The sequence below is a fragment of the Rufibacter sediminis genome, from assembly GCF_014269285.1.
GTDB lineage: Bacteria > Bacteroidota > Bacteroidia > Cytophagales > Hymenobacteraceae > Nibribacter > Nibribacter sediminis.
The window spans coordinates 354209-378388 of the sequence record NZ_JACOAF010000020.1; the positions used below are offsets into that span (position 1 = coordinate 354209).

Here is a 24180-nt window from a genome sequence, read left to right on the forward strand (position 1 = left end):
CAAAAAGTGGTATCCAAATAGAACGGTTATCCGTAAAGAGCTCGGCTCTTTAACAAGTTCCATTGTCTATGAACCAACCTGCTTCCGCGTACACTGCCCATGAAACCGCTGTCATTGACGAAGGTTGTCTTATTGGGGAAGGGACCAAAATATGGCATTTTTCCCATATCATGGCTGACTGCGTGATAGGGAAACGCTGTAATATCGGCCAGAACGTGGTGATTTCGCCGGGGGTGGTGCTGGGGGAGAATGTTAAAATCCAAAACAACGTGTCGGTGTACAGCGGGGTGGTCTGTGAAGATGATGTCTTCTTAGGTCCTTCCATGGTCTTTACCAACGTGCTCAACCCCAGAAGTGCCATTAACCGGCGGGGAGAGTACCAGAAAACATTGGTGCAGAAAGGAGCCAGCATTGGAGCCAACGCCACCATTGTGTGCGGACACACCATTGGCGCGTATGCCCTTATTGGAGCCGGTGCGGTGGTGACCAAAGATGTGGCCCCTTACGCCCTTGTCTACGGGAATCCTTCTCAGCAACACGGCTGGGTGAGTGAAGCCGGGCACAAGCTGGCCTTCGATGATCAGAACGAAGCCATTTGCCCGGAAACAGGCGAAAAATACAAAGTAGAAAATAACGTAGTAACCAAATCATCCATTCAAAAATAGATTAACTGTGTACCAGCAACTCCTCAACAAAGAAGCCAAATTGGCTGTTATCGGATTAGGATATGTAGGACTTCCCATTGCCCTGGAGTTCGCCAAACAAATCAGTGTTATCGGGTTTGACATCAACGCCCAACGGGTAGAGTTGATGAAGAACAACGTGGACCCCAGTGGCGAGCTGGAGGCGTCTGCGTTTGAAGGGTGCGATATCACCTTCACCAACGACTTAGAAGTACTGAGAGAGGCCCGGTTCTTTATCGTAGCCGTGCCTACACCAATTGATGCGTATGCTCTGCCAGACCTGAAGCCTCTGCTAGGCGCTTCTACTACCGTAGGTAAGGTGCTGAAGGAAGGGGATTACGTGGTGTATGAGTCAACTGTGTACCCAGGCTGTACCGAAGAAGACTGTATTCCGGTCTTGGAGCGGGAGTCAGGGCTTACGTTCCATAAGGATTTCAAAGTAGGCTACTCTCCGGAGCGTATTAACCCCGGTGATAAAGAGCATACGCTGACCAAAATCGTGAAAGTGGTGTCTGGCTGCGATGAGGAATCTTTGGACATCATTGCCAAAGTATACGAACTGGTGATTCAGGCGGGCGTGCACCGTGCTTCCTCTATCAAAGTGGCCGAGGCCGCCAAGATCATTGAGAACACCCAGCGCGACGTGAACATCGCTTTGATGAATGAGCTGTCCATCATCTTCGACCGGATGAACATTAATACCTACGAGGTGTTGGAGGCTTCCGGCACCAAGTGGAACTTCCTGAAATTCTTCCCAGGCTTGGTAGGCGGTCACTGCATTGGCGTTGACCCGTATTACCTGACCTACAAAGCGAAAGCACTAGGATACGACTCTAAAATCATTCTGAGCGGCCGCACCATCAACGATGGAATGGGCGCTTACGTGGCCAGCAAAGCCATTAAGATGATGATCAAAGAAGGAAAAGCGATCTCCAAAGCCAAAGTATTGGTAATGGGTGCAACCTTCAAGGAGAACGTGGAAGACATCCGGAACTCCAAGGTGGCCGATGTGATCAACGAGCTGAAAAGCTTTGGGGTACAGGTAGACGTAGTAGACCCGTATGCTTCTTCTGATGAACTGGAGCACGAATACGGATTTGCCCTAACCGAGAACCCAAGCAACGATTATGATGCCGTGGTCGTAGCCGTGAACCATAGAGATTACTTAGGTTTTGACGAAAGCTACTTTAAGAGTATCTCCGCTGATAATCCTATCGTTATTGATTTAAAAGGTATTTATCGGGGAAAAATCAATACATTGCCTTACTGGAGCTTATAATCTATTCTCATGAGTAAAATTCTTGTCACAGGCGGAGCGGGCTACATCGGCTCCCACACAGTCGTAGAGCTGGCACAGGCTGGTTATACCCCAATTATCGTTGATAATTTCAGCAATTCTGAGGAGCGAGTGTTGGAGGGTCTGGCGCAGATCCTGGGCAAGGAAGTAAGCTGCTACAAGGTTGACTGCACAGATGCGGTCGCGTTACAGGAGGTTTTCTCAAAAGAAGGAGATATTGCCGGCGTGATCCATTTCGCCGCCTACAAGGCGGTGGGTGAGTCAGTGAAGGAACCGCTAAAGTATTACCACAACAACGTCACCGGATTGGTGACGTTGTTGAAGGTAATGGAAGCAAGCAACGTATCGCAGCTTGTTTTTTCCTCTTCCTGCACGGTGTATGGGGTTCCGGAGAATCTGCCGGTTACTGAGGAAACCCCTACGCAGAAAGCTAATTCGCCTTATGGCAATACCAAGAAGATTGACGAGGAGATTTTGCAGGACGTAGCCAACAGCGGAAGCTATGCGGTGAAGTCCATTGCCCTGCGTTACTTCAACCCGGTGGGCGCGCATGAGTCAGCCCTGATTGGAGAACTGCCTTTAGGGATTCCCAGTAACCTGGTGCCCTTCATCACCCAAACTGCCGCTGGCATCCGGGAGAGTTTAACCGTGTTCGGAACGGACTACGATACGCCTGACGGAAGCAATATCCGTGACTATGTGCATGTCGTAGATCTGGCGAAAGCGCACTTGGCGGCCATCAAACGCTTAGAGAAACCGGATGCTGTGCCGTATGAGGTGTTCAACATCGGGACCGGACAAGGGAGCAGCGTTCTGGAGGTGATCAAAGCTTTTGAAAACGCCACTGGTCAGAAATTCAACTACAAGATTGGACCACGCCGTGCGGGTGACGTTCCGGCTATCTACGCCGATGTGACCAAAGCGACGCAGGAACTTGGTTTTAAAACGTCTTTGTCATTGGAAGACAGTCTAGGCAGTTCCTGGGCTTGGCAACAGCAATTGATGAAAGTAACCTCTAAGTAAGATGAAAATTCTAATCACTGGTGGAGCCGGATTCATTGGATCTCACGTAGTTCGGTTATTTGTAAACAAGTACCCGAACTACCAAATCTTCAACCTGGACAAGCTGACGTACGCGGGCAACCTTCAGAACCTGGCGGATATCGAGGATGCGCCCAACTATACCTTCATCAAAGGCGACATCACTGATCAGGAATACATTAACGGTTTGTTCCAGGAGCATCAGTTTGATGCCGTGATGCACCTGGCCGCCGAGTCGCACGTGGATCGTTCCATCACCGACCCGATGGCTTTTGTGCGCACCAACGTGAACGGCACCTGCAACCTGCTGCACGCCGCCAAAGAACTCTGGAAAGCTGATTTCACCGGCAAAGTGTTCTACCATATTTCTACTGATGAGGTGTATGGCTCTCTAGGTGAGGAAGGCATGTTCACCGAGGAGACCAAGTATGATCCCAGGTCACCTTACTCGGCGTCTAAAGCCAGTTCAGACCATTTTGTGCGGGCCTATTACCACACGTATGGCTTGCCGGTGAAAGTGTCTAACTGTTCCAACAACTACGGGCCAAACCACTTCCCGGAGAAGCTGATCCCGTTGGCCTTGAACAACATCAAGAACAACAAACCGGTGCCGGTATATGGTAAAGGCGAAAACATCCGCGACTGGTTGTACGTGATTGACCACGCCCGCGCCATTGATGATGTGTTCCATAAAGGCAAAGAAGGCGATACCTACAACATAGGCGGCGTGAACGAGTGGCGTAACATTGACCTCATTCACCTGCTCTGCGACATCATGGACCAGAAACTGGGCCGTGAGAAAGGCACCTCGCGTAAGTTGATCACCTTTGTGACTGACAGAGCGGGCCATGATTTACGCTACGCCATTGATTCTTCCAAGATCATGAATGAGTTAGGCTGGAAACCATCCGTCACCTTTGAAGAAGGTCTTGAGAAAACGGTAGACTGGTACCTGCAGAACGAGGAGTGGCTGCAAAATGTAACTTCAGGAAGCTACCAAGAATATTACAACGAGCAATATGCCCGCTAATCCAAAGTAAAGATGCGTTTACAGGCTGTTTTCCCAAAAGCAGCCTGTAAACGCATCTTTGTTTAAAATATCAATAAAGCAAAATGAAGGTTTCTTTTGGCCGTGGCTGAAGCCCATAGTCAAGAGTATCTAACCGGGTGAACGGAAGACTGCTTTTTCGAGCCAGTTTTCCAAAAGTAGCCCTGAAATGCCCCTAAATCGCTTATTTCTAATTTGTAATAAATTCCCCGTGTACGAGCATCCTTTCCATAATGGCTCTTTAGAGCAAACTTCCTTTTTAGTGACCGGCGGAGCCGGATTCATCGGTTCCAACCTAGTGGAGTACCTCTTGAAGTACAACGCCAAAAAAGTGCGGGTACTGGATGATTATTCCAACGGATTCCACAAAAACCTGAAGGCGTTCCAAGACAATGAGAAACTGGAAGTGCTGGAAGGCGACATCCGGGATCTGGACACCTGCATGAAAGCATGCGAGGGTATGGACGTGGTGTTGCACCAAGCCGCCTTGGGCTCCGTGCCCAGAAGCGTGAAAGATCCGGTGACCTCCAACGCGGTCAATGTAGGTGGTTTCGTGAACATGCTCATGGCTACCAAAGAGCAGAACGTGAAGCGTTTTGTCTACGCCGCCTCTTCCTCTACCTACGGTGACAGCAAGTCGTTGCCCAAAGTAGAAGACAAGATCGGGAAGCCGCTGTCGCCTTACGCCGTGACCAAATACGCCAATGAGTTGTACGCCGATGTGTTCGGGAAAACGTACGGCATGGAGATCATCGGGTTACGGTACTTCAACATTTTCGGACCACGCCAAGACCCGAATGGCGCTTATGCAGCCGTGATTCCGTTGTTCATTGACGCGGTGCTGAATAACCGCGGCCCAAGGATGAACGGCGACGGCGGGCAGACCCGCGATTTCACCTTCGTGGAGAATTGCGTGGAGGCGAACATCAGAGCCGCGTTGGTGGAGAACCCCGAGGCCATCAACCAAGTCTACAACATCGCGGTAGGTGACCGGACTTCTCTGAACGATCTGTTCAACATTTTGAAAGAAGAAGCTGGCGTAGACGTTCAGGCCGAGTACGGGCCGGAGCGGGCCGGTGATATCCGGGATAGCTTAGCCGATATTTCCAAGGCGCAGCGTCTCTTGGGATACAACCCGCAAATCAGAATTCAGGAAGGATTGCAGAAAACTTTAGCCTGGTTCCGTGACAACCAAGATTTCATCTACAACCAGAAATAAGGACATGAAAGGAATCGTCTTAGCCGGAGGCTCAGGAACAAGGTTACACCCGCTCACCCTGGCAGTGAGCAAGCAGCTGATGCCGGTGTATGACAAACCCATGATCTATTACCCGCTGTCCACGCTCATGCTGGCCGGCATCAAAGACATTCTAATTATTTCCACCCCGCACGACCTGCCCATGTTTGAGCGTCTGTTGGGCGACGGCAGCCAGATTGGCTGTAACTTCAGTTACCAAGTGCAGAAAGTGCCCAACGGACTGGCCCAGGCTTTTGTGCTGGGGGCAGACTTCATCGGGAAGGACAAAGCGGCCTTGATTCTGGGAGACAACATTTTCTACGGATCGGGCATGAGCAAACTCCTGCAGGCCAATAATGACCCTGAGGGCGGCGTAGTATATGCTTACCATGTGCAAGACCCGGAGCGTTACGGCGTGGTGGAGTTTGATGAAAGCATGAAAGCCATTTCCATTGAGGAAAAGCCCAAGCAGCCGAAGTCCAGCTACGCGGTGCCGGGTCTTTACTTCTATGACAATGATGTAGTAGACATCGCCAGGAACCTGGAGCCCAGCCCCCGCGGCGAGTACGAGATCACCGATGTGAACAAAGAGTACCTGCGTCAGGGCAAACTGAAAGTGGGCATTCTGGACCGTGGAACGGCTTGGCTAGACACCGGTACCATCCAGTCCCTCATGCAGGCCGCTACGTTTGTACAGGTGATTGAAGAGCGCCAGGGACTGAAGATCGGGTCTATTGAAGAAGTAGCCTACCGGATGGGCTTCATCAATGCGGAGCAGATGCAACGCGTAGCTGAGCCTCTACGCAAAAGCGGCTACGGTGATTATTTGCTGAACATCTTGAAAGAGCAGAGGGTAGTGAGCAGTTTGTAACCACTTAGAAATAAAACGGGAAGGCCCTGCCAAGATCATCTGGCAGGGCCTTCCCGTTTTACGTCTGTTTTCCAGAAAATACGCCTAAAACCGCTTTAGTTGGGAAAGATCAATCCAACGACTAACCCGGTTAGAATCAAGGCAGGGGCCGGAATTTTGGTCCATTGGAGTAAGGCAAACGTCGCTACCACCAAACCGAAGTTATAGGGTGTGTTCTCGATGGGGTGATAGAGCATGATGGCGGCCGCGCATACCATGCCGCAGCCCACGGCGTTGATGCCCTCCAAAGAAGCCTGAATCACGCGGTATTTCCGGAGTTCTTCCCAGAACCGGATCACGAAGAAGATGAGAAACGTACCCGGCAGGAAAATGGCGATGGTGGTCACCACGCCGCCCAGAATCTGCGCTCCCCAGCCATACGGCCGCATAGACAAGGTGCCAATGTAGGAGCAGAAAGAGAACACCGGACCCGGCAGCGCCTGCACCAAGGCAAAGCCAGACAGAAACTCCTTGGAGTTGAGATACCCTTTGAACTCCACAAACTCGGTGTACATCACCGGAATCAGGACCTGACCTCCCCCGAAGATGAGGCTGCCGTTCCGGTAGAAGTTCTCAAACAGCAGTACCGCCCGCAGTTGGGTGAACCGCCCCAGCAAGGCCGCCGCGATGAGCACGCCTAGGAACAGCAGGAAATTGGCCCACTCCATCTTCATGGGTTTCTTCTCCAGCACGGGCTGACTTTGGAACCGAAGCGCGGTCAGACTTCCACCTATCAGCAGCAGCAACGGAAACACCCACGGCGACCGGAAAAAGAAAGCCAGAATAGCGGAGAAGACCATGATCACGATGCCGCCTTTGGTATAGACTACTTTAGAACTAATCCGCCAGGCGGAAAATGCCACAAAGCCCACCGCCATGGGTTGGATGAACCGGGTGAACCCCAACGGCGCGCCCTGGCCCTGCAGGAAGGAAATGATGAGGGCCGCGGCAATCATGATGAGGGCTGCCGGGGCAATCCAGACGAGGAGTGTGAGATATGCCAGGTTGGGGCCACCTACTTTAAACCCGATGGCGGTAATGGTCTGGGTGGAAGAGGGCCCAGGCAGTATCTGGCAGAGGGCATTCAGCTCCAGCAGTTCCTTCTCAGAAATGTACTGGCGTTTCTCCACCAGCAGGCGCAGCATCATGGCAATATGCGCCTGAGGCCCGCCAAACGCCGTGAGCGAGAGCGCAGCCACATCCTTCAGGAAAAGATTGTTACGAGGGCGCAATAGGACAAAGGGTTGAGATGCGTTTTAGGCCGGTTTTCTAAAAATAGGCATAAAAACGAAAGGAGCCTCTAAAGGCCCCTTTCTAAGTTGCTGAAAATGAGTTATTTTTTTAATCCCAGTTCTACCAGACGCTCGTTCAGGAACTCGCCGGCGGTGATGTCTGGGAATTGTTTCGGGTTCTGGGCGTCAATGCAGCCCTCCAGGCAGGTCAGGTCCATCTCAGAGCGTGGGTGCATGAAGAACGGAATAGAGAAGCGGGAAGTGTGCATCAGCTCGCGGGGCGGGTTCACCACACGGTGGATGGTAGACTTCAGCTTGTTGTTGGTGTGGCGCGACAGCATATCGCCCACGTTCACAATGATCTGCTCGGGTAGAGCCGTGATCGGAATCCATTTTCCGTCGCGGCGAAGTACCTGCAGGCCATCGGCGGAGGCGCCCATCAAGAGGGTAATCAGGTTGATGTCACCGTGCTCGGCGGCGCGAACGGCATCGGCGGGAACGGCATCCGGGTTTTCGATGGGGAAGTAGTGGATGGCGCGCAAAATGCTGTTGCCGTTGTGCACTTTGGCATCGAAGTAATCCTCAGACAAGCCCAGGTACAGCGCCAAGGCGCGCAGAACCTGCTTGCCGGCGGCTTCCAGGCGGCTATAGGCTTCCAGCGCCACTTCCTGAAACTCGGTCACCTCGGCGGGCCACACGTTGTCTGGGTATTCGTCTTTGATGGGGTCGTTGTCGGTTACTTCCTGGCCCACGTGGTAGAACTCCTTCAGGTCACCGGTGTTGCGGCCCTTGGCGTGCTCTTTTCCTTTGCCCACGTACCCGCGCTGTCCGGCCAGGCCCGCAATCTCGTATTTCTGTTTCACGTCATCGGGCAGGGCGAAGAACTTCTTGATGGCGGCGTATAAACGATCCGTCAACTCATCGCTCAGGCCGTGGCTTTTCAACGCGGCAAAGCCGATGTTCTGGTGCGCATCGCCCATGGCCTGCACAAAGGCGGCTTTGCGGGCCGGGTCGCCGGAGGTGAAATCGGCTAAGTCCAGAGAAGGGATTTCTTCCAATAATGTATCGCTCATATACCTGTCTTGACGTGTGATTTAAAACTCTTTTAATAGGAGGCGCAAGTTACGAAATTTCTATCTTTGAAACCTTCTACGTACTTATACGAAAACCTATACTATGAAAAAGAAACACGTATCTTTTGTAGCGATAGCAGCCATGCTACTAGCCGCTGCCTGTGACGGAAAACGCTCCGAAACCACTACAGGGACAAATAGTACCGCCATGTCTGATCACGATGGAATGGCCGTTGACACGGCCGGCGTGCAGCACCAGGGCGCCATGGGTACGCCCATGGAGAAAGGTGGCCTGAAAGTGTACTCCTACAGCAACTCAGTCGATTTCCCGGATGCGGACCTGGACCTGAAACAGCCGGAGAAAAACGGCAAAGTAACCGGCGACTCGGTGCAGTTTAACTACGAGGTGAAGAACTTCCAGCTGAGCCAGCAAACCACTGATGCGGGCACCCACGAGCACGCCAACTCCAAAGAAGGCCAGCACATCCACAACATCGTGGACAATGAGCCTTACACCGCGCATTACAAACCTACCTTCAAGAAAGCGATTAAGCCGGGCCAGCACGTGGTGCTGTCGTTCCTGTCGCGTTCGTACCACGAGAGCATCAAGCATGACGATGCCTATGACCTGCGCGTGATCAACGTGGGCAACGCCGCCTCCAGCGCCGCCAAGTTCGATGAGAACGGTCAGCACCTCTTCTACAGCCGCCCCAAAGGCGAGTACAAAGGCGCTGACACCAAGAAAGTCATGCTGGATTTCTACCTGGTGAACACCAAACTTGCCCAGGACGGAAACAAGGTGCGCGCCACCATCAACGGGAACGAGTTCATCCTGGACCAGTGGTTGCCGTACCTGGTGGAAGGTTTGCCCATGGGCGAGAACACCTTCAAACTGGAACTGATTGACAACAAAGGCCAGGTGATTCCGGGCCCATTCAATACGGTTGAACGCAAAATCACCTTAGCGCAGTAAGCCGTTTTAAGCCTCAAATCCTAAAAGCCGCTCCAAACCAGGAGCGGCTTTTTTGTTGGGGAAATTTGTAATTGTGTCCGATGTGGCTGCACATCTGCAAGGCATGCCTTGTATCTACAATTCCTTGTTTATTTTTCTTTGTCATCCTGAATGGATCTTGTGAGCGAACGGTAGTGGCGCTTACAACAAGGCTAGTCTAGCTAACCCGCAAGATCTTTCCAAGCTGACAAGAAGGAGGGTGCTTTCAGGAACACAGGAGGAAGAATGACCTTCGGCCTAGGGTTGCAACTATGTTTTGGAGCCATTTTCCGGAAATCGGCCCCAAAACATATCTCCCGCGCTGCATAGGGGAGGGCTCCTTGTTATTTGTCTTGTTAAAGGTGTAATAATTAGACGGGAAATGCTACAGATGAGGTAGTTGCAGGCGAAAGCACGCGTTTTTAGGCCGATTTCAGCAAAACTGCACTAAAGCAGAGCATCTTGCTGGCGCGCAGGCAACCCCCGCCCAGAAAGCTGCATCTATAGAAGCGTACCGCTTTGCGGGAAGGAAGTCTTTTGTTTTGAGCATTTCACCAGCGTTTGACCATGATACAGCTCCAGAACATCCATAAATACTATGCCATGGCGCAGAACCGGCTCCATGTGTTGAAGGGCATCGACCTGCACATCCGGGAAGGAGAACTGGTGTCCATCATGGGTTCCTCGGGCTCGGGCAAATCCACCCTGCTCAATATTTTGGGCATACTGGACGACTTTGACACGGGCAGCTACACGCTGGCGGGCACACCCATCAAAAACCTCTCGCAGGCCAAGGCCGCTTACTACAGAAACAAGTTTCTGGGCTTCGTTTTTCAGAGCTTCAACCTGCTGTCGTTCAAGAATGCCATGGAAAACGTGGCCCTGCCGCTCTATTACCAGAAAGTGGGCCGCAAGGAGCGCAACAAACTGGCCCTGGAGTATCTGGACCGCGTGGGCCTCAAAGACTGGGCCGAGCACTCGCCCAACGAGATGTCTGGGGGGCAGCGGCAGCGCGTGGCCATTGCGCGGGCGCTCATCAGTCAACCCAAATTGATTCTAGCCGATGAACCCACCGGAGCCCTGGATACCACCACCACGCATGAGGTGATGGAGATTTTCAAGGAAGTGCACCAACAGGGCATGACGGTGGTAATTGTGACCCACGAGAACGACATCGCGGAGCAGACCCAGCGGGTGATCCGCCTCAAAGACGGCCTCATCCTGGACGATGGCCTGGGCCAGACTTCTGAAGATTTCCTGACGCCGGTTGCCTATACCCAAGCTTAACCCCGCAGCGCATGTTTGATGTAGACAAATGGCAGGAGATTCTGGGCACCATCCGGAAAAACAAGCTCCGCACTTTCCTGACCGCCTTTGGCGTGTTCTGGGGCATCTTCATGCTGGTCATGTTGCTGGGCTTTGGGCAGGGTTTGCAGAACGGCGTGTTCAACCGCTTCGGCGATGGGGCCAAGAACGGCATCTTCTTTTCCGGCGGAAAGTCTTCCATCCCGCACGCCGGTTTAGGGCCGGGCCGGGAAATCAAACTCACCAACGAGGACCTGGCCACCATCTCCCGCGAGGTGCCGCAGGTACAGATTATCTCGCCGCGCAATCGCCTCTGGGGCGAGTACACCATCAACTACAAAACCGAGAACGGTTCTTACCAGGTGTTCGGGTCCACGCCGGAGTTTCTGGAGGTGAACGGCGAACGCCTGAAAGCGGGCCGCCTCCTCAACGAAAACGACATCCGGGAAAAGCGCAAGGTCATTGTCCTGGGCGAAAAGGTGCGGGAGGTGCTCTTCAAAGACCAAACCGGGCTGCAGGAGTACGTGAACATCCAGGGCGTTCACTTCAAAGTGGTGGGCATTTTCACGGTGCGGGGCAACAACGGCGGTCGCCGGGAGGAACGGGCCTATATTCCGTTCTCTACCTTGCAGAACACCTACAACCAGCCCAACCAGGTGCAATTGGTAGCCATGGTAGCCCAGCCCGGCGTGAAAGCGGTAGTCATTGAAGACAAGGTAAAGGCGCTACTGGCGCAACGACACAAGTTCTCCGCCGAGGATGCCCAGGCGCTGGACATCAGCAACGGCGAGAAGGAATACGAGCAGATCATGGGGCTGTTCAACGGCATCAACCTTTTTGTGTGGGTGGTGGGCATTGGCACGCTCATCGCGGGCATTGTGGGCGTGAGCAACATCATGCTCATCATTGTGAAGGAACGTACCCGCGAGATAGGCGTCCGAAAAGCACTTGGGGCCACGCCAGTGTCCATTGTGAGCATGATTCTGCAGGAATCGGTGGTGATTACTGCTTTCTCGGGTTATTTAGGTTTGTTGGCCGGGGTGGCCCTTCTGGACCTGATGCGCTACGCGCTGGAGAAATCCGGGGCTGAGCTGCCGTTCTTCGCCAATCCGGGGGTAAACCTGGGTGTGGCGGTTTCGGCCACGGTGCTGCTGGTGCTGGCCGGCGCCCTGGCCGGTCTGGTGCCCGCCCTCAAAGCCGCCCGCATCAAACCCATTGAAGCCCTACGGTCTGATTAAGTAAGAATTGAGAATCAAGAATTGGTGCCAAAATGCTGATGGCTTATATAAAGGAAAGTGTTCAAGCTGGCATTGCGCCATTTTGAAAATAAACCTGTTTTAAGGCCAGTTTCCGGTAAACAGGCTTAAAACGATTTCCAGACCCAGGACTCAAAACTCAGGACTCAGAACTCCCAACTTATGATCGATATAGACAAATGGGCTGAGATTTACGCGACCGTCAAGAAGCACAAGCTGCGGACGGCGCTCACGGCGTTTGGCGTGTTCTGGGGCATTTTCATGCTGGTGCTTTTGCTGGGCGCGGGCAAAGGGCTGGAACACGGCATCACCAATGACTTCAACGTGGCCAAGAACGCCGTTTTCGTGTGGACCCAGCGGACGAGCGTGCCCTACATGGGCCTGAAGGCGGGCCGGTATGTACACCTTACCAACGATGACGTGAGAGCCATTCAGGAGCAAGTGCCGGAGGTGGGCATCTTGTCGCCCAGCAACGGGCTGGACGGGACCTTTACCGTGAGTTACGGCACCAAAAACTCCTCCTTCAACGTGAGCGGCGATTACCCCGAGATGCTGTACGTAGACCCGCTCACCATCAGCACGGGTCGTTTCGTGAACCGCATAGACATTGAGGAGAAACGCAAGGTGGCGGTGATCGGCCCGCGCGTGCAGGAAGTGCTGTTCAAAACCGGTGAAAACCCCATTGGCAAGTACATCAACATTAAGGGCAGTTATTTTCAGGTGGTCGGCATGTTTACGCCGGCGGGCAAAGGCGAGGACATTGTCAGCGCGTCGCAGACTATTTACATTCCCAACACCACGCTGCAGCAGACCTTTAACCAGCCCAACCGCATCGGGCATTTCAAGATCATTCCGGCCCCCGGCGTACCCGCCGAGGTGGTGGAGGAGAAAGTGAAAGCCCTGCTGGCCCAGCGCCACCAGGTAGCGCCTACGGACCTGAAAGCCTTCGGCTCGGCCAACGTGGAGAAGGAGTTCAAGGATGTGCAGGGACTGTTCGCGGGCATCTCAGGGTTCAGCTGGATCGTGAGCATCGGGACCATCATAGCGGGCATCATCGGGGTGGGCAATATCATGCTCATCGTGGTGAAGGAACGCACGAAGGAAATCGGCATCCGGAAGGCGCTGGGAGCCACGCCGTGGTCTGTCATCAGCCTGATTCTGCAGGAATCAGTGGTGATCACCAGCATCGCAGGGCTGACGGGGCTCATTGCCGGCACCGGGCTGGTGGCGCTCATTGACTACCTGATGGTTCGCTTCGAGATAGACGCCGGTTTCTTCGCCAGCCCCGAGGTAGATCCCACTGTCGCGCTCATGGCCATTGTGCTGCTGGTGGTGATGGGTGCCCTCGCGGGGCTGATCCCGGCCACCAAAGCCGCCCGCGTTAACCCTGTGGAAGCCCTGAAGGATGAGTAATTTTTAATGTGCTGATTTTTCAATGTGCTGATGTGCTATTGTGGTAACGTAAGGCCGACTGGTTACCAACTGGCCCAACTGGCGCGAGTCTCCAGACTCGTGCCACCGAATGCTGCGAGTCTCTAGACTCGCCGGAATACATGAGCAGATCAGAAATTAGCACTTTGGCTTGGCTGGTCACAGAAGTGAAACTACATCATATAGAGTAATAGCAGTACCGGTTTCGCTGCAGGCAGCGAAGGAGTCTGGAGACTCCCTTCATCCCGAGGCACGAGTCTGGAGACTCGCGCCAGTGAGACGGGAAGTAAGAGGTAGAGCAGTAGTAAATCACATTCCTGTTTTGAGCCTGGTTTACAGAAAACAGCACCAAAACACCGCAGTGGCCTCGGCTTTGCCGATAGCAACGGTGGAGAACTGAAATAGCACATCAGCACATTCCCAGATTAGCACATTGAAATAGCACATCAGCACATGAACACATTAGCACATTGAAACAATGAAAAAGGTCATCTTAAGTGTCTGCATCCTCTTGTTTGTAGCCGGGAGCGTCTGGATTGGGTATTACTTCTACAAGAAGTCGAACGCGGACCCGGTGGTGTACAAGACCGAGAAGCCGTTTTATACCAGCATCGTGAAGAAAACCGTGGCTACGGGCTCCATTGTGCCACGCAAGGAAATCCAGATCAAGCCGCAGGTGAGTGGCATTGTGGAGCAGTTGTACGTGGAGGCCGGCCAGACGGTGCGCGCCGGGCAGATGATTGCCAGAATCCGGATTGTGCCCAACCTGGTGAGCGTGAACAACGCCGAGACCAGCGTGCAGACGGCCCGCATCGCCTTTGAACAGGCCAAGCGGGAGCTGAACCGCCAGAAGCTGCTGTATGAGCAGAAGGTCATCGCGGAGCAGGAGTACAACAAATTTGTGATGGACTACAACCTGCGCAAAGAAGAACTGACCTCCGCCGAGAACAATCGCCAGCTGGTGAAATCAGGCACCTCGCGCCGCACCGGCGGCTCCAACGTGATCTATTCCACCGTGGAGGGCATGGTGCTGGACGTGCCGGTGAAAGTGGGCGCTTCGGTGATTGAGCGCAATAACTTCAACGAGGGCACCACCATTGCGGCCGTCGCCGACATGAAGAGCCTCATCTTTGAGGGCAAGATTGACGAGTCTGAGGTAGGCAAGCTGCGCGAAGGCATGGACTTAAACCTCACCATCGGGGCCATTGAGGACAAGGTGTTCAAAGCCAAGCTGGAGTACATCGCGCCCAAGGGCGTGCTGGAGGAAGGCGCCGTGAAGTTTCAGGTGAAAGCCCAGGTGCTGCTGCAGCCCGGTGATTTCCTGCGAGCCGGCTACTCTGCCAACGCTGACATTGTGCTGGACCAGAAAGAGAACGTGCTGGCCATCAAGGAAGGCTTACTGCAGTTCGGGAAGAAAGGCAAAGACAGCGTGTTTGTGGAAGTGGAAACCGGCCCGCAGCAGTTCAGGAAGAAACTGGTGAAAACCGGCCTGTCTGACGGCATCAACATCCAGGTGGTAGACGGCCTTAAGGCCGAGGACAAAGTGAAAGTAGTAGAGGCCGCCTCGCCGGCGGATGAGGAAAAGAAAGCCTCTTAAGTGAGCAAGAGAAACAGAACGCGACAACTCCAGCCGGGGTTGTCGCGTTCTGTTTTAGCCGCAGTTTCTGAAAAACACCCGTAAAACGTTTTCTTAAGCTGCCCTTTCCCAAGCCCAAACAGAAACCATGAAAGACCCTGCATTTTCCCTTCAACTGACCTTTGACTCTACCCATAGCATCACCGCCACCGGCAAACACGTGCGGGACGGACTTTCCACCGTCTTGCGGACCGGCGATTACCTCTGGATGAGCTGCGATGAACAGACCACGCTGGAGCGCCTGAAGAAAACCGGAGAGCACTCCTTCGGGGAGCACAAGCACTTTGACCTGACCCAGTTCCTGGACCTGCCCGATGGCAGCAGTTCTGAGATTGACATTGAAGGTCTGGGCGAAGGCGGCGGCTATCTGTGGCTGGTGGGCTCGCACAGCCTCAAGCGCAAGAAACCACGCAAAGAAGACCCAATAGAAAAGCAGATCAAGCGGCTGGCCAAAGTCACTTCAGACCCCAACCGGTACCTGCTGGCCCGCATTCCGCTGGTGCAGGATGCCGAGACCGGCGAGTACACGCTCTGCAAGAAATGCTCAGATCCGCAGGATCCTTCCAAAACCCTGCGGGCGGCCCAATTGGTAGGTGCCGGGAAAGAAAACCAACTAATGGAAGCCTTCCAGAAAGATCCGCACCTGGTGGATTTCCTGAAGATTCCGGGCAAAGACAACGGGTTTGACATAGAAGGCCTGGCCGTGCACGAAGACCGCATCTTTGTGGGGCTGCGCGGTCCAGTACTGCGGGGCTGGTCTATGGTGGTGGAGTTGCAACTAGAGGAGGGCGATGAAAAAGGAACCCTGCAATTGAAACCCAATCCAGACGGCTCGCTCTACAAAAAGCACTACCTGCACATGGTAGGCAAAGGCGTGCGGGAGCTGCGCGCCAAAGACAATGACCTGTACATTCTGGCGGGCCCCACCATGGATCTGGACGGCACCATTGCCGTGTACCGGTGGCCCAACGCCATGAATGCAACCCTGGAAGGAGAGCAAGTGGTGCATCGCAAAGAACTGGACCACCTTTTTGATGTGCCCCACGGCAGCGGCCCCACCTCAGGGCTGGACAAAGCGGAAGGCTTGGGCATTTATGACGAGGATCACCTGGTGGTGGTTTTTGACAGCCCCAAAGACGACCGCAAGTCCGAAGCCGAAACTGTCATCGCTGATGTGTATAAGATTGCGTAAGCATTTAAAATTGAGGGTGTCACCAATAACCACCGTGACATCAGCGTTGAAAGCAGTGATTCCTCTCTTCAAATTTCTGTTTTGGGGCCGTTTTTAGAAAATCGGCCCCAAAGCGGATTTCTCTCAGACCCGCACGCCGTATGAAACACGTTTTCCTCCAGTTGTTCTTTCTTCTGTGCGCTTCGGTGGCTGGGTTTAGTCAGGTGAAAGGAATCATTGTGGATAAAAGTACCGGCAAGCCGGTAGCGTTTGCCAACATCTGGGTAGAAAATGAGAATGTGGGTTCTACTTCGTCTGAGAAGGGGGAGTTCAGTTTGTCGCAGGTGGGGCTGCAAGGCAAAACGCTGGTGATTTCCTGCTTGGGCTACGAGAGAACGCGGGTTCCCATTCCGGCGGGCAGCCTGCGGGTGGCACTTACCCCCTCGGCCATCGCGTTGAAGGAAGTGACGGTGAAAAAAAGCACCAAGCGCCACAAGTTCATCGTGAACAAACTGGACGAGCACACCGCATATTCCTTCGGGAGCAACGGCACGCCCTGGATTGTGGCTCAGTACATTCCGTATAAACCTGGGTATGCCGCCACGCCTTTCCTGGACGAGGTCTCGCTGGTAGCCCTAAGCAACATCAAGAACGCTACCTTCAAGCTGCATCTGCTGCACGTGGGGGAAAACGGGGCGCCGGGAGAAGAAATGGTGTCGGTGCCCCTGATGGGGGTGGCGCAGAAAGGCATCAAAACGGTGAAGCTGGATGTAAGCCAACACGACCTGAAGATGCCGGAGCAAGGCCTGTTCATCGCTTTTGAATGGCTGATCCTTAAGCAGAACCGCTATGAGCCGGTAGACCCCGATACCGGCCAGAAAGAAGGCCCGACCAGAGTCTCGTATGAACCCAGCATTAGGTGCTACGGTCCAGACAAGGAAAACGCCAACGGCTGGATTTACCACCAGGGCAAATGGACCAGCACCCACCAGCGCGAGGGAGACGCCATCACGTTTGCCGCCCCCCATTTTCAGCTGACGTTGAGCAATTGAGGCTAGAGTTGATTCTGTAGGGGCAATCCCTTGTGGTTGCCCTTGCGTGCACGAGAATGGGAACGTACCAAGGGCAACCACAAGGGATTGCCCCTACAACGCAATGTGTTTCCTCCGGATAAAACTGTTTATAGAAGAAGAGTAGAGCAGCTGTAGCTATCGAGCTCATATCAACTGAAAACGCCCGCTCTGGCTAACCGGAGCGGGCGTTCTGTTATAGATTAAAAGCAGTTTTTAGTCACGTTTGCTTTGCAGAGAGCCGCTGCCGTTGCTTTTAGGGCTGGCTTTCGCTTTCGCCATGGCGTCATAAACAACCTGCATCACCTTGGTGCGGGTGTTGAGTTTGCTGAGGACAGAGCTCTCACGGGTAGGGTGTACGCGGTTAGACAGAAACACATACACCAGTTGGTTCACCGGGTCTACCCAGCTGTAAATGCCCGTGAAGCCAGTATGCCCGAAGCTCTCGGCCGGAGCGCTTGCGGCGGCGTTCCCGTTCACATCGCCGGGTTTAGAAGGCCGGTCGAAGCCCAGGGCGCGGTAGTTGTCTGGGCAGAACTGGCACTTGCTGAAGGTACGCACCACGTTACTGGCAATGTAGCGTTTGCCAGCGTAGATGCCGTCGTTGAGGTACATCTGCATCACCTTGGCCAGGTCATTGGAGTTCCCGAACAAACCGGCGTGGCCACTCACCCCGCCCAGCATGGCGGCTCCTTCGTCATGCACGGTGCCGTGCAGCAACTGCTTCCGGAAAAGCGTGTCTACCTCAGTGGGAACAATGCGCGCCAGCGGATAATGTTTGTACGGGTTGAAGGTCAAGGTGCTAGCGCCCATGGGGCCGTAGATGTTCTTCTTGAGGTAAGTTTCAAAGTCCTCGCCGGTGATGTTTTTCACCACCAAAGGTGCCAGAATGAAAGACAGATCACTGTAAACGTAGCCCGGTTTCTCGTTCAGCGGCGATTCCTTGATCTGTTTGTAAATCTCTGACGCATGGTCTTTGTGGATGAACAGGTTCTTGGCTACCCGCGTAGGGAACTTCTCTGAGGAATCTGCGCTGAAAACGCTGCCTTTCAGTTCGCCGTTCTTCTTCACTTCCTCTTTCCAGAACGGAATCCAGGATTTCAGGCGGGCCTGGTGGGTGAGAATGTCGCGGTACTTCAGGTTTTCCTTGTTCGATTCCTTCATCAGGGGCAGGTACTCGCCCAGGGTTTTGTCCACGTCAAACCGGCCTTCGCCGTTCAGTTTCATGTACGCCGCCAGCGAAGTGGTGATTTTAGTCACCGAGGCCAGATCGTACAGGTCGGTGGTTTTCACCGGGGTCTGGTTCTCGTAGGTATGATATCCGAAGGACTTGTGGTAAATCACTTTGCCGTTCTTGGCCACCAGTACCTGAGCACCCGGCGTGGCTTTGGCCCGGATGGCCTGCTGCACCAGCGTGTCAATTTGGGCAAAGTCCTGTGATTTCAGGCCCAAAGCTTCGGGTTGCGTGTACGCCAGGCGCAGACCGCCTTCGGTTTTCAGGCCGTCGTTGATGCGGAAGTAGTTGGACACGTTCACCGGCAGCTTGCCTTTGGCACCTACGCCGCCAAAAATAATCTGGGCCGCCACATCCTGGGTTAACTCACTTTCCTGGTACGTGGCCAGCACGCCGTGCGCTTTGTCAATGTCCTCGAAGCGGTTGAGGCTGTACACATTCCCGAACACGGTCACGATGGTGTTTTTGGAACGGATCAGGTCTTTCAGGAACAGGTTCATCTCGGCGGTGATGCCAAAGGTGTTGTTGCCGGAGGCTTTCAGTTGCAGCTTGTGCACGCCCACCAGAATGGTGTTATAGCCTTTCAGTTTCTCTTTCAGGCCTTGCAGATCAGCGATGGAGCTGGTAGGGGGCAAAAAGAAGTTGTCTACCTGGGCGTATTTGGCCAGGTTCTGCTGGAATTCGGTCTGGGTGTTAGTGCCCAGAGCCAACGCGGCAATCTTGAGGGTATCCAGCGAGCGGATGGGCAGAATCTGGTTTTTGTTGCGCAGCAGCGTGAGCGATGCCTCGGTCAGTTGCCGTTTGATGTAGTCGGCGGTGGGGTTGTTCAGGTCGGCAATGAGGTTTTGGGTTTCAATGGGTTGCCATTTGTCCAGACCGGCCCATTGTTTGGCGGCCAGCACTTTCTTGCAGCGGGCATCTACCTCGGCCTGCGTAATCTCTTTGTTCTTGATGGCTTTCTTCACTTCCTCAATGGTGGTTTTCACGTCCATGGTGTTCAGGAGCACATCGTTCCCGGCCAGCAGCGCTTTCACGTCCACAATGCCGGGGGCGTAGAACTTGGCCACACCCTGCATGTTGAGGGCATCGGTAAACACCAGGCCTTTGAAGCCCATCTCTTTCTTGAGCAAATCAGCCACGATGTTCTTGGAAAGGGTAGAAGCCAGGTCTTTGGTGTTGTCCAGCACCGGAATGTTCATGTGCGCCACCATCAGGCTACCCAAGCCGTTCTTGAAAAGCTCTCTGAAGGGGTACAACTCGGTAGAGTCCAGGCGTAGTTTGGAGAAATGGAGTACCGGCAAACCGTAGTGTGAGTCTACGTTGGTGTCGCCGTGGCCGGGGAAGTGCTTGGCGTTGGCCAGTACTTTGTTGTCCTGCATGCCTTTCATGTAGGCCATGGCTTTGCGCGCCACGTTGTATTTGTCTTCGCCGAAGGAGCGGAACCCGATCACGGGGTTGTTGGCGTTGTTGTTCACGTCTACCACCGGTGCGAAGTTCACGTGAATGCCCAGCCGACGGCACTGTCGGCCAATCTCGGCGCCCATGTCATAAATCAGGCGCTCGTCTTCAATGCCGCCCAAACTCATCTGGTACGGGAACGACACCGTGCTGTCCAGGCGCATGCCCAAACCCCACTCGCCGTCAATGGAGATCATCAAGGGCACCTTGCTCTCGCGCTGGTAGCGGTTGGTCATGTGCGCCTGCCGCACTGGTCCGCCCTGGAAGAAGATCAAACCGCCCACTTTGTAGGTGGTCACCAGACGGCTGATGGAGTCAATGTGCGCCTGGTTTTTGTTGGAGTACACCGGAATCATGATCAGCTGCGCGATGCGCTCCTCGGGTGACAAGGTCTTGAACACGGAGTCTACCCACTTCTGGTTCGCGCCCAGATGCGGCGGATCGGTTTTGGGGTTGAAGGGCGCCACGGCTGGTTTTTTCGCGGCCGCTTTCTTGGCGGTTACTTTCTTGGTGCTGGCTTTTTTAGAAGGGGATTTTTGGGCGGTAACGGTCTTTTTAGAACCCGTTTTAGCTGACTTGCCACTGCGCGTCTGCGCATGGATGGTGAAGATTCCTACCAGTAAGATGAGAAGGCAAGCGAGGGGAAGAATGCGGTTTTTTTTCAAGGCAAATTGAGAATAAAGAGAAGTGTACTGCGTGAAAGCGTGCAAATTACGGCAATTAAATCAAAAACAGGGCCAGGCCCGGGCAAAGTTCAAGTTTACGCCACGGCGCTCTGTAATAACTTGAGCGTTCCGGCGGTGGCGTCTAGCTGGGCCTCGGCCCCTACGGGAATGGTGAATTTATGGGTGATGTGCCCGATCATGGCACCGGAGTACACCGGTACTTTCAAGGGCTGAAGATGCTGTTCCAACACTTCCTCCAAAGTGAGGGAACCGTAGCCTTTGCCGGGTTCGCAGTCAGAGCATTTACCAAACACCACGCCTTTGACCTGGTCCAGCACACCGGCCAGTTTCAGTTGCGTGAGCATGCGGTCTACGCGGTACACGGCCTCGTTGGTGTCTTCCAGAAACAGGATCGCGTCTTTCCAGTGGGGCAGGTACGCAGACCCGATGATGGCCGAGAGCACCGTCAGGTTGCCGCCCACCAGTTTGCCCCGCGCCGTACCCGGCATGATGGTGGTGATGCGGTCTTTGGTAAGCGCGAGGTTGTCGCCCAGTTCTCTGGGGTTCTCAAACAGCGCCGGGCTGCCGTCAAACAGTACCTGCCGGAAAGAATCAACCGTAAACTTGTTCCAGGTAGCCGAACCTACCGGCCCATGGAAGGTGATCAGACCGGTTTTGGCGTGAATGGCCAGGTGCAGCGCTGTGATGTCTGAGTACCCGATGAGCGGTTTGGGGTTCTTCTGGATGGTCTTGTAATCCAGCAAGGGCAGCAATCGGGCGCAGCCCCAGCCTCCGTGAATGGCCATGATGCCCTGCACCGTCTTGTCCGCAAACATCGCGTTCACATCCTCGGCCCGGGCCTGGTCGGTGCCCGCCAGATACCCAAACCGATCAAACACGTGCTTGCCCAGTTTCACTTTCAGGCCCAGCGCCTCTAACGACTCTTTGGTGATTTGCACCGTTTCCTTGCTGAACGCCGCGCCCGCCGGGCAAATCAAGCCCACCGTGTCACCCGCTTTCAAGCGCGGCGGAACAATGGTTTTAGGCCTGTTTTCAGGAAACGAGCCCGAAACGAAGCTAGCTAAGGGAAGCGCAGCGGCGGCCACGGAGAGCGACGCCAACACCTCACGGCGCGTACGTTTGGTCATAGCTGAACAGGTTTAGAAGTAGGAAGGAGTAAGCGAGGGTTAAAATAAAGAGATTGTTTCTGATTTTTCTCAAGTTTTTAAATAAATTAAAAAACTATATTGAAAACGAATTCCAAGAAGGAAGCAGGCTGCTGAACGATCCAAGTTTTTGACGCTATTCTTTTGACGATATCAGATTCTTACCCTACTTAAGGACTTCAAACCTGATTGTATGCAAACCAAATCCCTGAGCCGTGGCTGGCTTTCGTTTCCGTGCCTTTTCCTGTTCTTTCTGTTAGGCTGCAGTACCTCCAAACAAGCACCGATAGTAGTGAACACCCCGCCGCCCCCGCCGTACGGTCCCGAGGTCATCAAGCAACGGGTACTGGAGTCTGAGATCGGGAAGAACCGATTCGTGGGCTTCGCCTTGTTTGACCCTGCTTTGGGGAAAATGGTGGTAGAACACAACGCGGAGAAATACTTTGTGCCCGCCTCCAACACCAAGCTGTTCACGTTCTACGCCAGCCTCAAAATGCTGGGCGACTCCATTCCGGCGCTCAAATACGTGGTGCGCGGCGACTCGCTCATTTTCTGGGGCACCGGCGACCCCACCTTCACCCACATGGACCTGAAGAACACCCGCGCCTATGACTTCCTGAAAAACCGCAAAGAGAAACTCTACTACCTGGAGGCCCCCTTCACCAGCACGCCCTTCGCCACCAACTGGGGCTGGGACGACTACAACTACTACTACCAGCCCGAACGCAGCGTGTTCCCCATCCACGGCAACATCGTGAAATTCGCCCGGAAGGGAGGTCCCACCCAGAAATACACCACTACGCCAGCCATCTTCAAGCCCACCGTCAAAACCGATACCGCCCGTTACGCCCACGGCGATGCCTTCGTGCGGGCCTGGCGCACCAACGAGCTCACGTATTACCCCAAACACGCCTCCCCAGATTTCTCCGTGGAAGTGCCCTTCATCCCCTCGCCCGACATGACCGTTCGCCTGCTCGCCGATACCCTGAAAAAGAAAGTAACCTTACTGAAGAACCGTGCCCTGCCAACAGGTGCACAAATTTTCTATGGCCTGCCTTCAGACACGGTCTACAAACGCATGCTGCAAGTGAGCGACAACCTATTTGCCGAGCAGTTGATGGCCCTTTGCTCCGGCACGTTGTCAGACACGCTATCCGTGGAGCGCGGCATCCAGTACGCCGTGAAGAATTACCTCGCTGATTTGCCCGATGCGCCGGTGTGGGTAGATGGCTCCGGGTTGTCCAGCATGAATATGTTCACGCCGCGCAGCATCATTGCACTGTTGCAGAAACTACAGCAGGAGCGGCCTCTGGAGCGCCTGCTCCCGCTAATGGCCACCGGCGGCCGCCCCGGCACCTTCCGGAACATCTACAAAGCCGAGCCGCCCTTCGTCTTCGGGAAATCCGGGACGCTGGCGCACGTGCACAACCAAAGCGGTTACATCCTAACCAAAAGCGGCAAGTTGCTGCTCTTCAGCTTCATGAACAACAACTATAAAGTCTCTTCCGGTGACATCCGCAACGAGATGGTCCGCATCATGACGGAGGTGCACGAGAAGTATTGATTGATTGATTGATTGATTGATTGATTGATTGATTGATTCCGCTGAAGCTAGAATGTAAAGGCGAAGCCGTTTTGGGCCTGTTTCTTGGAAAATGGGCCCATAACGGCTTCGCTGTTTTTAAATGTTTTTAAAGTATTGTTGAGCGGAAAATGAGCCGCCGCGCTCTATTCCTTGTGTGTCGCCAGATTCCTGAATGACGATTAAGTCTCAGAAAAACGCAGAGTTCTCCTAAGCAGCGATTCTACCTTTGAAGGAAGGGCCGTTAAGTTTTAAAACTATAGCTGGTTCAAGTTTCCAACTTGGACCTACAATGAGCTGAAGTTTGCAACTCAGTGAGCCGTGAGGCTCAAAATAGGCATTGCCTTGACTGCCGAGATTCCCCCTTTGAAGGGGGCGAAGGGGGATGTTTACACCTGCTGATCCATTCTCTTTCTGTTTCTACTTTTCTCCTACTGGCCCGCCGTTGTTGGTTTTCTCACCAACGACCATGACTGCTTTCCTTAAGCAGAGATTCCCCTCCTCGGAGGGGTAGGGGTGGGTTTACATCTGATGATCATTTTCTTTACTCTCCACTTCCTCCCTGCCAAGCCTTGAGGCTGGAGTCGCGGTCTGCCCGCGTTTGTTACTTTTCTCCTGGATGAGAAAAGTAACCAAAAGAATCATGAAGAAAAGAAACTCGCTGACGCTCAGACAGTCTTTTCTTCAATAAAAG

Annotated in this window: 18 protein-coding genes; 14 read left to right on the forward strand and 4 right to left on the reverse strand. The window is 53.8% G+C overall.

The annotated features are described in order from the left end of the window. Positions 1-68 precede the first annotated feature (68 nt). From H7U12_RS08200 to rfbA, 6 genes are all read left to right on the forward strand, one after another. On the forward strand, positions 69-665 hold the full coding sequence (locus H7U12_RS08200) for an acyltransferase (RefSeq protein WP_186635731.1): 597 nt from the start codon (positions 69-71) through the stop codon (positions 663-665). A 7-nt stretch (positions 666-672) separates the two neighbouring features. Next, positions 673-1962 carry a nucleotide sugar dehydrogenase gene (locus H7U12_RS08205; protein ID WP_186635734.1) on the forward strand — a complete coding sequence of 430 codons (1290 nt, stop codon included), beginning with the start codon at positions 673-675 and terminating at the stop codon, positions 1960-1962. Positions 1963-1971: 9 nt separating this feature from the next. Continuing rightward, positions 1972-3003, forward strand: coding sequence for a UDP-glucose 4-epimerase GalE (gene galE / locus H7U12_RS08210; protein WP_186635738.1), 1032 nt, complete (start codon positions 1972-1974; stop codon positions 3001-3003). A gap of 1 nt (position 3004) precedes the next feature. Next, positions 3005-4051, forward strand: coding sequence for a dTDP-glucose 4,6-dehydratase (gene rfbB / locus H7U12_RS08215; RefSeq protein WP_186635741.1), 1047 nt, complete (start codon positions 3005-3007; stop codon positions 4049-4051). A gap of 229 nt (positions 4052-4280) precedes the next feature. Then, positions 4281-5288 (forward strand): SDR family oxidoreductase, encoded by a 1008-nt coding sequence (locus tag H7U12_RS08220; protein WP_255897328.1) that lies wholly within the window; start codon positions 4281-4283, stop codon positions 5286-5288. Positions 5289-5292: 4 nt separating this feature from the next. After that, positions 5293-6177 (forward strand): glucose-1-phosphate thymidylyltransferase RfbA, encoded by an 885-nt coding sequence (rfbA, locus tag H7U12_RS08225; RefSeq protein ID WP_186635747.1) that lies wholly within the window; start codon positions 5293-5295, stop codon positions 6175-6177. Positions 6178-6272: 95 nt separating this feature from the next. On the opposite strand, the gene chrA is transcribed toward rfbA, so the two are convergent. Together chrA and H7U12_RS08235 are read right to left on the reverse strand one after the other, a co-directional pair. Further along, the gene (gene chrA / locus H7U12_RS08230; RefSeq protein ID WP_186635750.1) at positions 6273-7448 is read right to left on the reverse strand and encodes a chromate efflux transporter; all 1176 of its coding nucleotides are present in this window, start codon (positions 7446-7448) and stop codon (positions 6273-6275) included. Positions 7449-7549: 101 nt separating this feature from the next. Then, the gene (locus tag H7U12_RS08235; protein ID WP_186635753.1) at positions 7550-8521 is read right to left on the reverse strand and encodes an isopenicillin N synthase family dioxygenase; all 972 of its coding nucleotides are present in this window, start codon (positions 8519-8521) and stop codon (positions 7550-7552) included. Between the two features lie 103 nt (positions 8522-8624). On the opposite strand from H7U12_RS08235, the gene H7U12_RS08240 reads away from it, so the two are divergent. The 7 genes from H7U12_RS08240 to H7U12_RS08270 all read left to right on the forward strand — a co-directional run bounded on the left by H7U12_RS08240 (position 8625) and on the right by H7U12_RS08270 (position 17363). Continuing rightward, the gene (locus tag H7U12_RS08240) at positions 8625-9494 is read left to right on the forward strand and encodes a hypothetical protein (RefSeq protein WP_186635756.1); all 870 of its coding nucleotides are present in this window, start codon (positions 8625-8627) and stop codon (positions 9492-9494) included. Positions 9495-10079: 585 nt separating this feature from the next. Next, positions 10080-10799, forward strand: coding sequence for an ABC transporter ATP-binding protein (locus tag H7U12_RS08245; RefSeq protein WP_186635759.1), 720 nt, complete (start codon positions 10080-10082; stop codon positions 10797-10799). A gap of 11 nt (positions 10800-10810) precedes the next feature. Further along, positions 10811-12055 carry an ABC transporter permease gene (locus H7U12_RS08250; protein WP_186635762.1) on the forward strand — a complete coding sequence of 415 codons (1245 nt, stop codon included), beginning with the start codon at positions 10811-10813 and terminating at the stop codon, positions 12053-12055. 180 nt (positions 12056-12235) lie between these two features. After that, entirely contained in the window at positions 12236-13486 is a 1251-nt protein-coding gene (locus H7U12_RS08255; RefSeq protein WP_186635765.1) for an ABC transporter permease, read from the forward strand. A 496-nt stretch (positions 13487-13982) separates the two neighbouring features. Further along, entirely contained in the window at positions 13983-15101 is a 1119-nt protein-coding gene (locus H7U12_RS08260) for an efflux RND transporter periplasmic adaptor subunit (protein WP_186635768.1), read from the forward strand. 127 nt (positions 15102-15228) lie between these two features. Next, positions 15229-16332, forward strand: a complete 1104-nt coding sequence (locus H7U12_RS08265) for a DUF3616 domain-containing protein (protein ID WP_186635771.1) — start codon at positions 15229-15231, stop codon at positions 16330-16332. A 140-nt stretch (positions 16333-16472) separates the two neighbouring features. Further along, a complete protein-coding gene (locus H7U12_RS08270) occupies positions 16473-17363 on the forward strand; it encodes a carboxypeptidase-like regulatory domain-containing protein (protein ID WP_186635773.1) in 891 nt (296 codons plus the stop codon). A gap of 234 nt (positions 17364-17597) precedes the next feature. Here H7U12_RS08270 and H7U12_RS08275 read toward each other — a convergent pair whose 3' ends face one another. Both H7U12_RS08275 and H7U12_RS08280 read right to left on the reverse strand, forming a co-directional pair. Next, positions 17598-20738: a glycoside hydrolase family 3 N-terminal domain-containing protein gene (locus H7U12_RS08275; protein ID WP_317170756.1), complete on the reverse strand. Its 3141-nt coding sequence runs from the start codon at positions 20736-20738 to the stop codon at positions 17598-17600. A gap of 95 nt (positions 20739-20833) precedes the next feature. Continuing rightward, on the reverse strand, positions 20834-21886 hold the full coding sequence (locus H7U12_RS08280) for a S66 peptidase family protein (RefSeq protein WP_186635777.1): 1053 nt from the start codon (positions 21884-21886) through the stop codon (positions 20834-20836). A 211-nt stretch (positions 21887-22097) separates the two neighbouring features. On the opposite strand from H7U12_RS08280, the gene H7U12_RS08285 reads away from it, so the two are divergent. Next, the gene (locus tag H7U12_RS08285) at positions 22098-23468 is read left to right on the forward strand and encodes a D-alanyl-D-alanine carboxypeptidase (protein WP_186635780.1); all 1371 of its coding nucleotides are present in this window, start codon (positions 22098-22100) and stop codon (positions 23466-23468) included. Positions 23469-24180 lie beyond the last annotated feature (712 nt).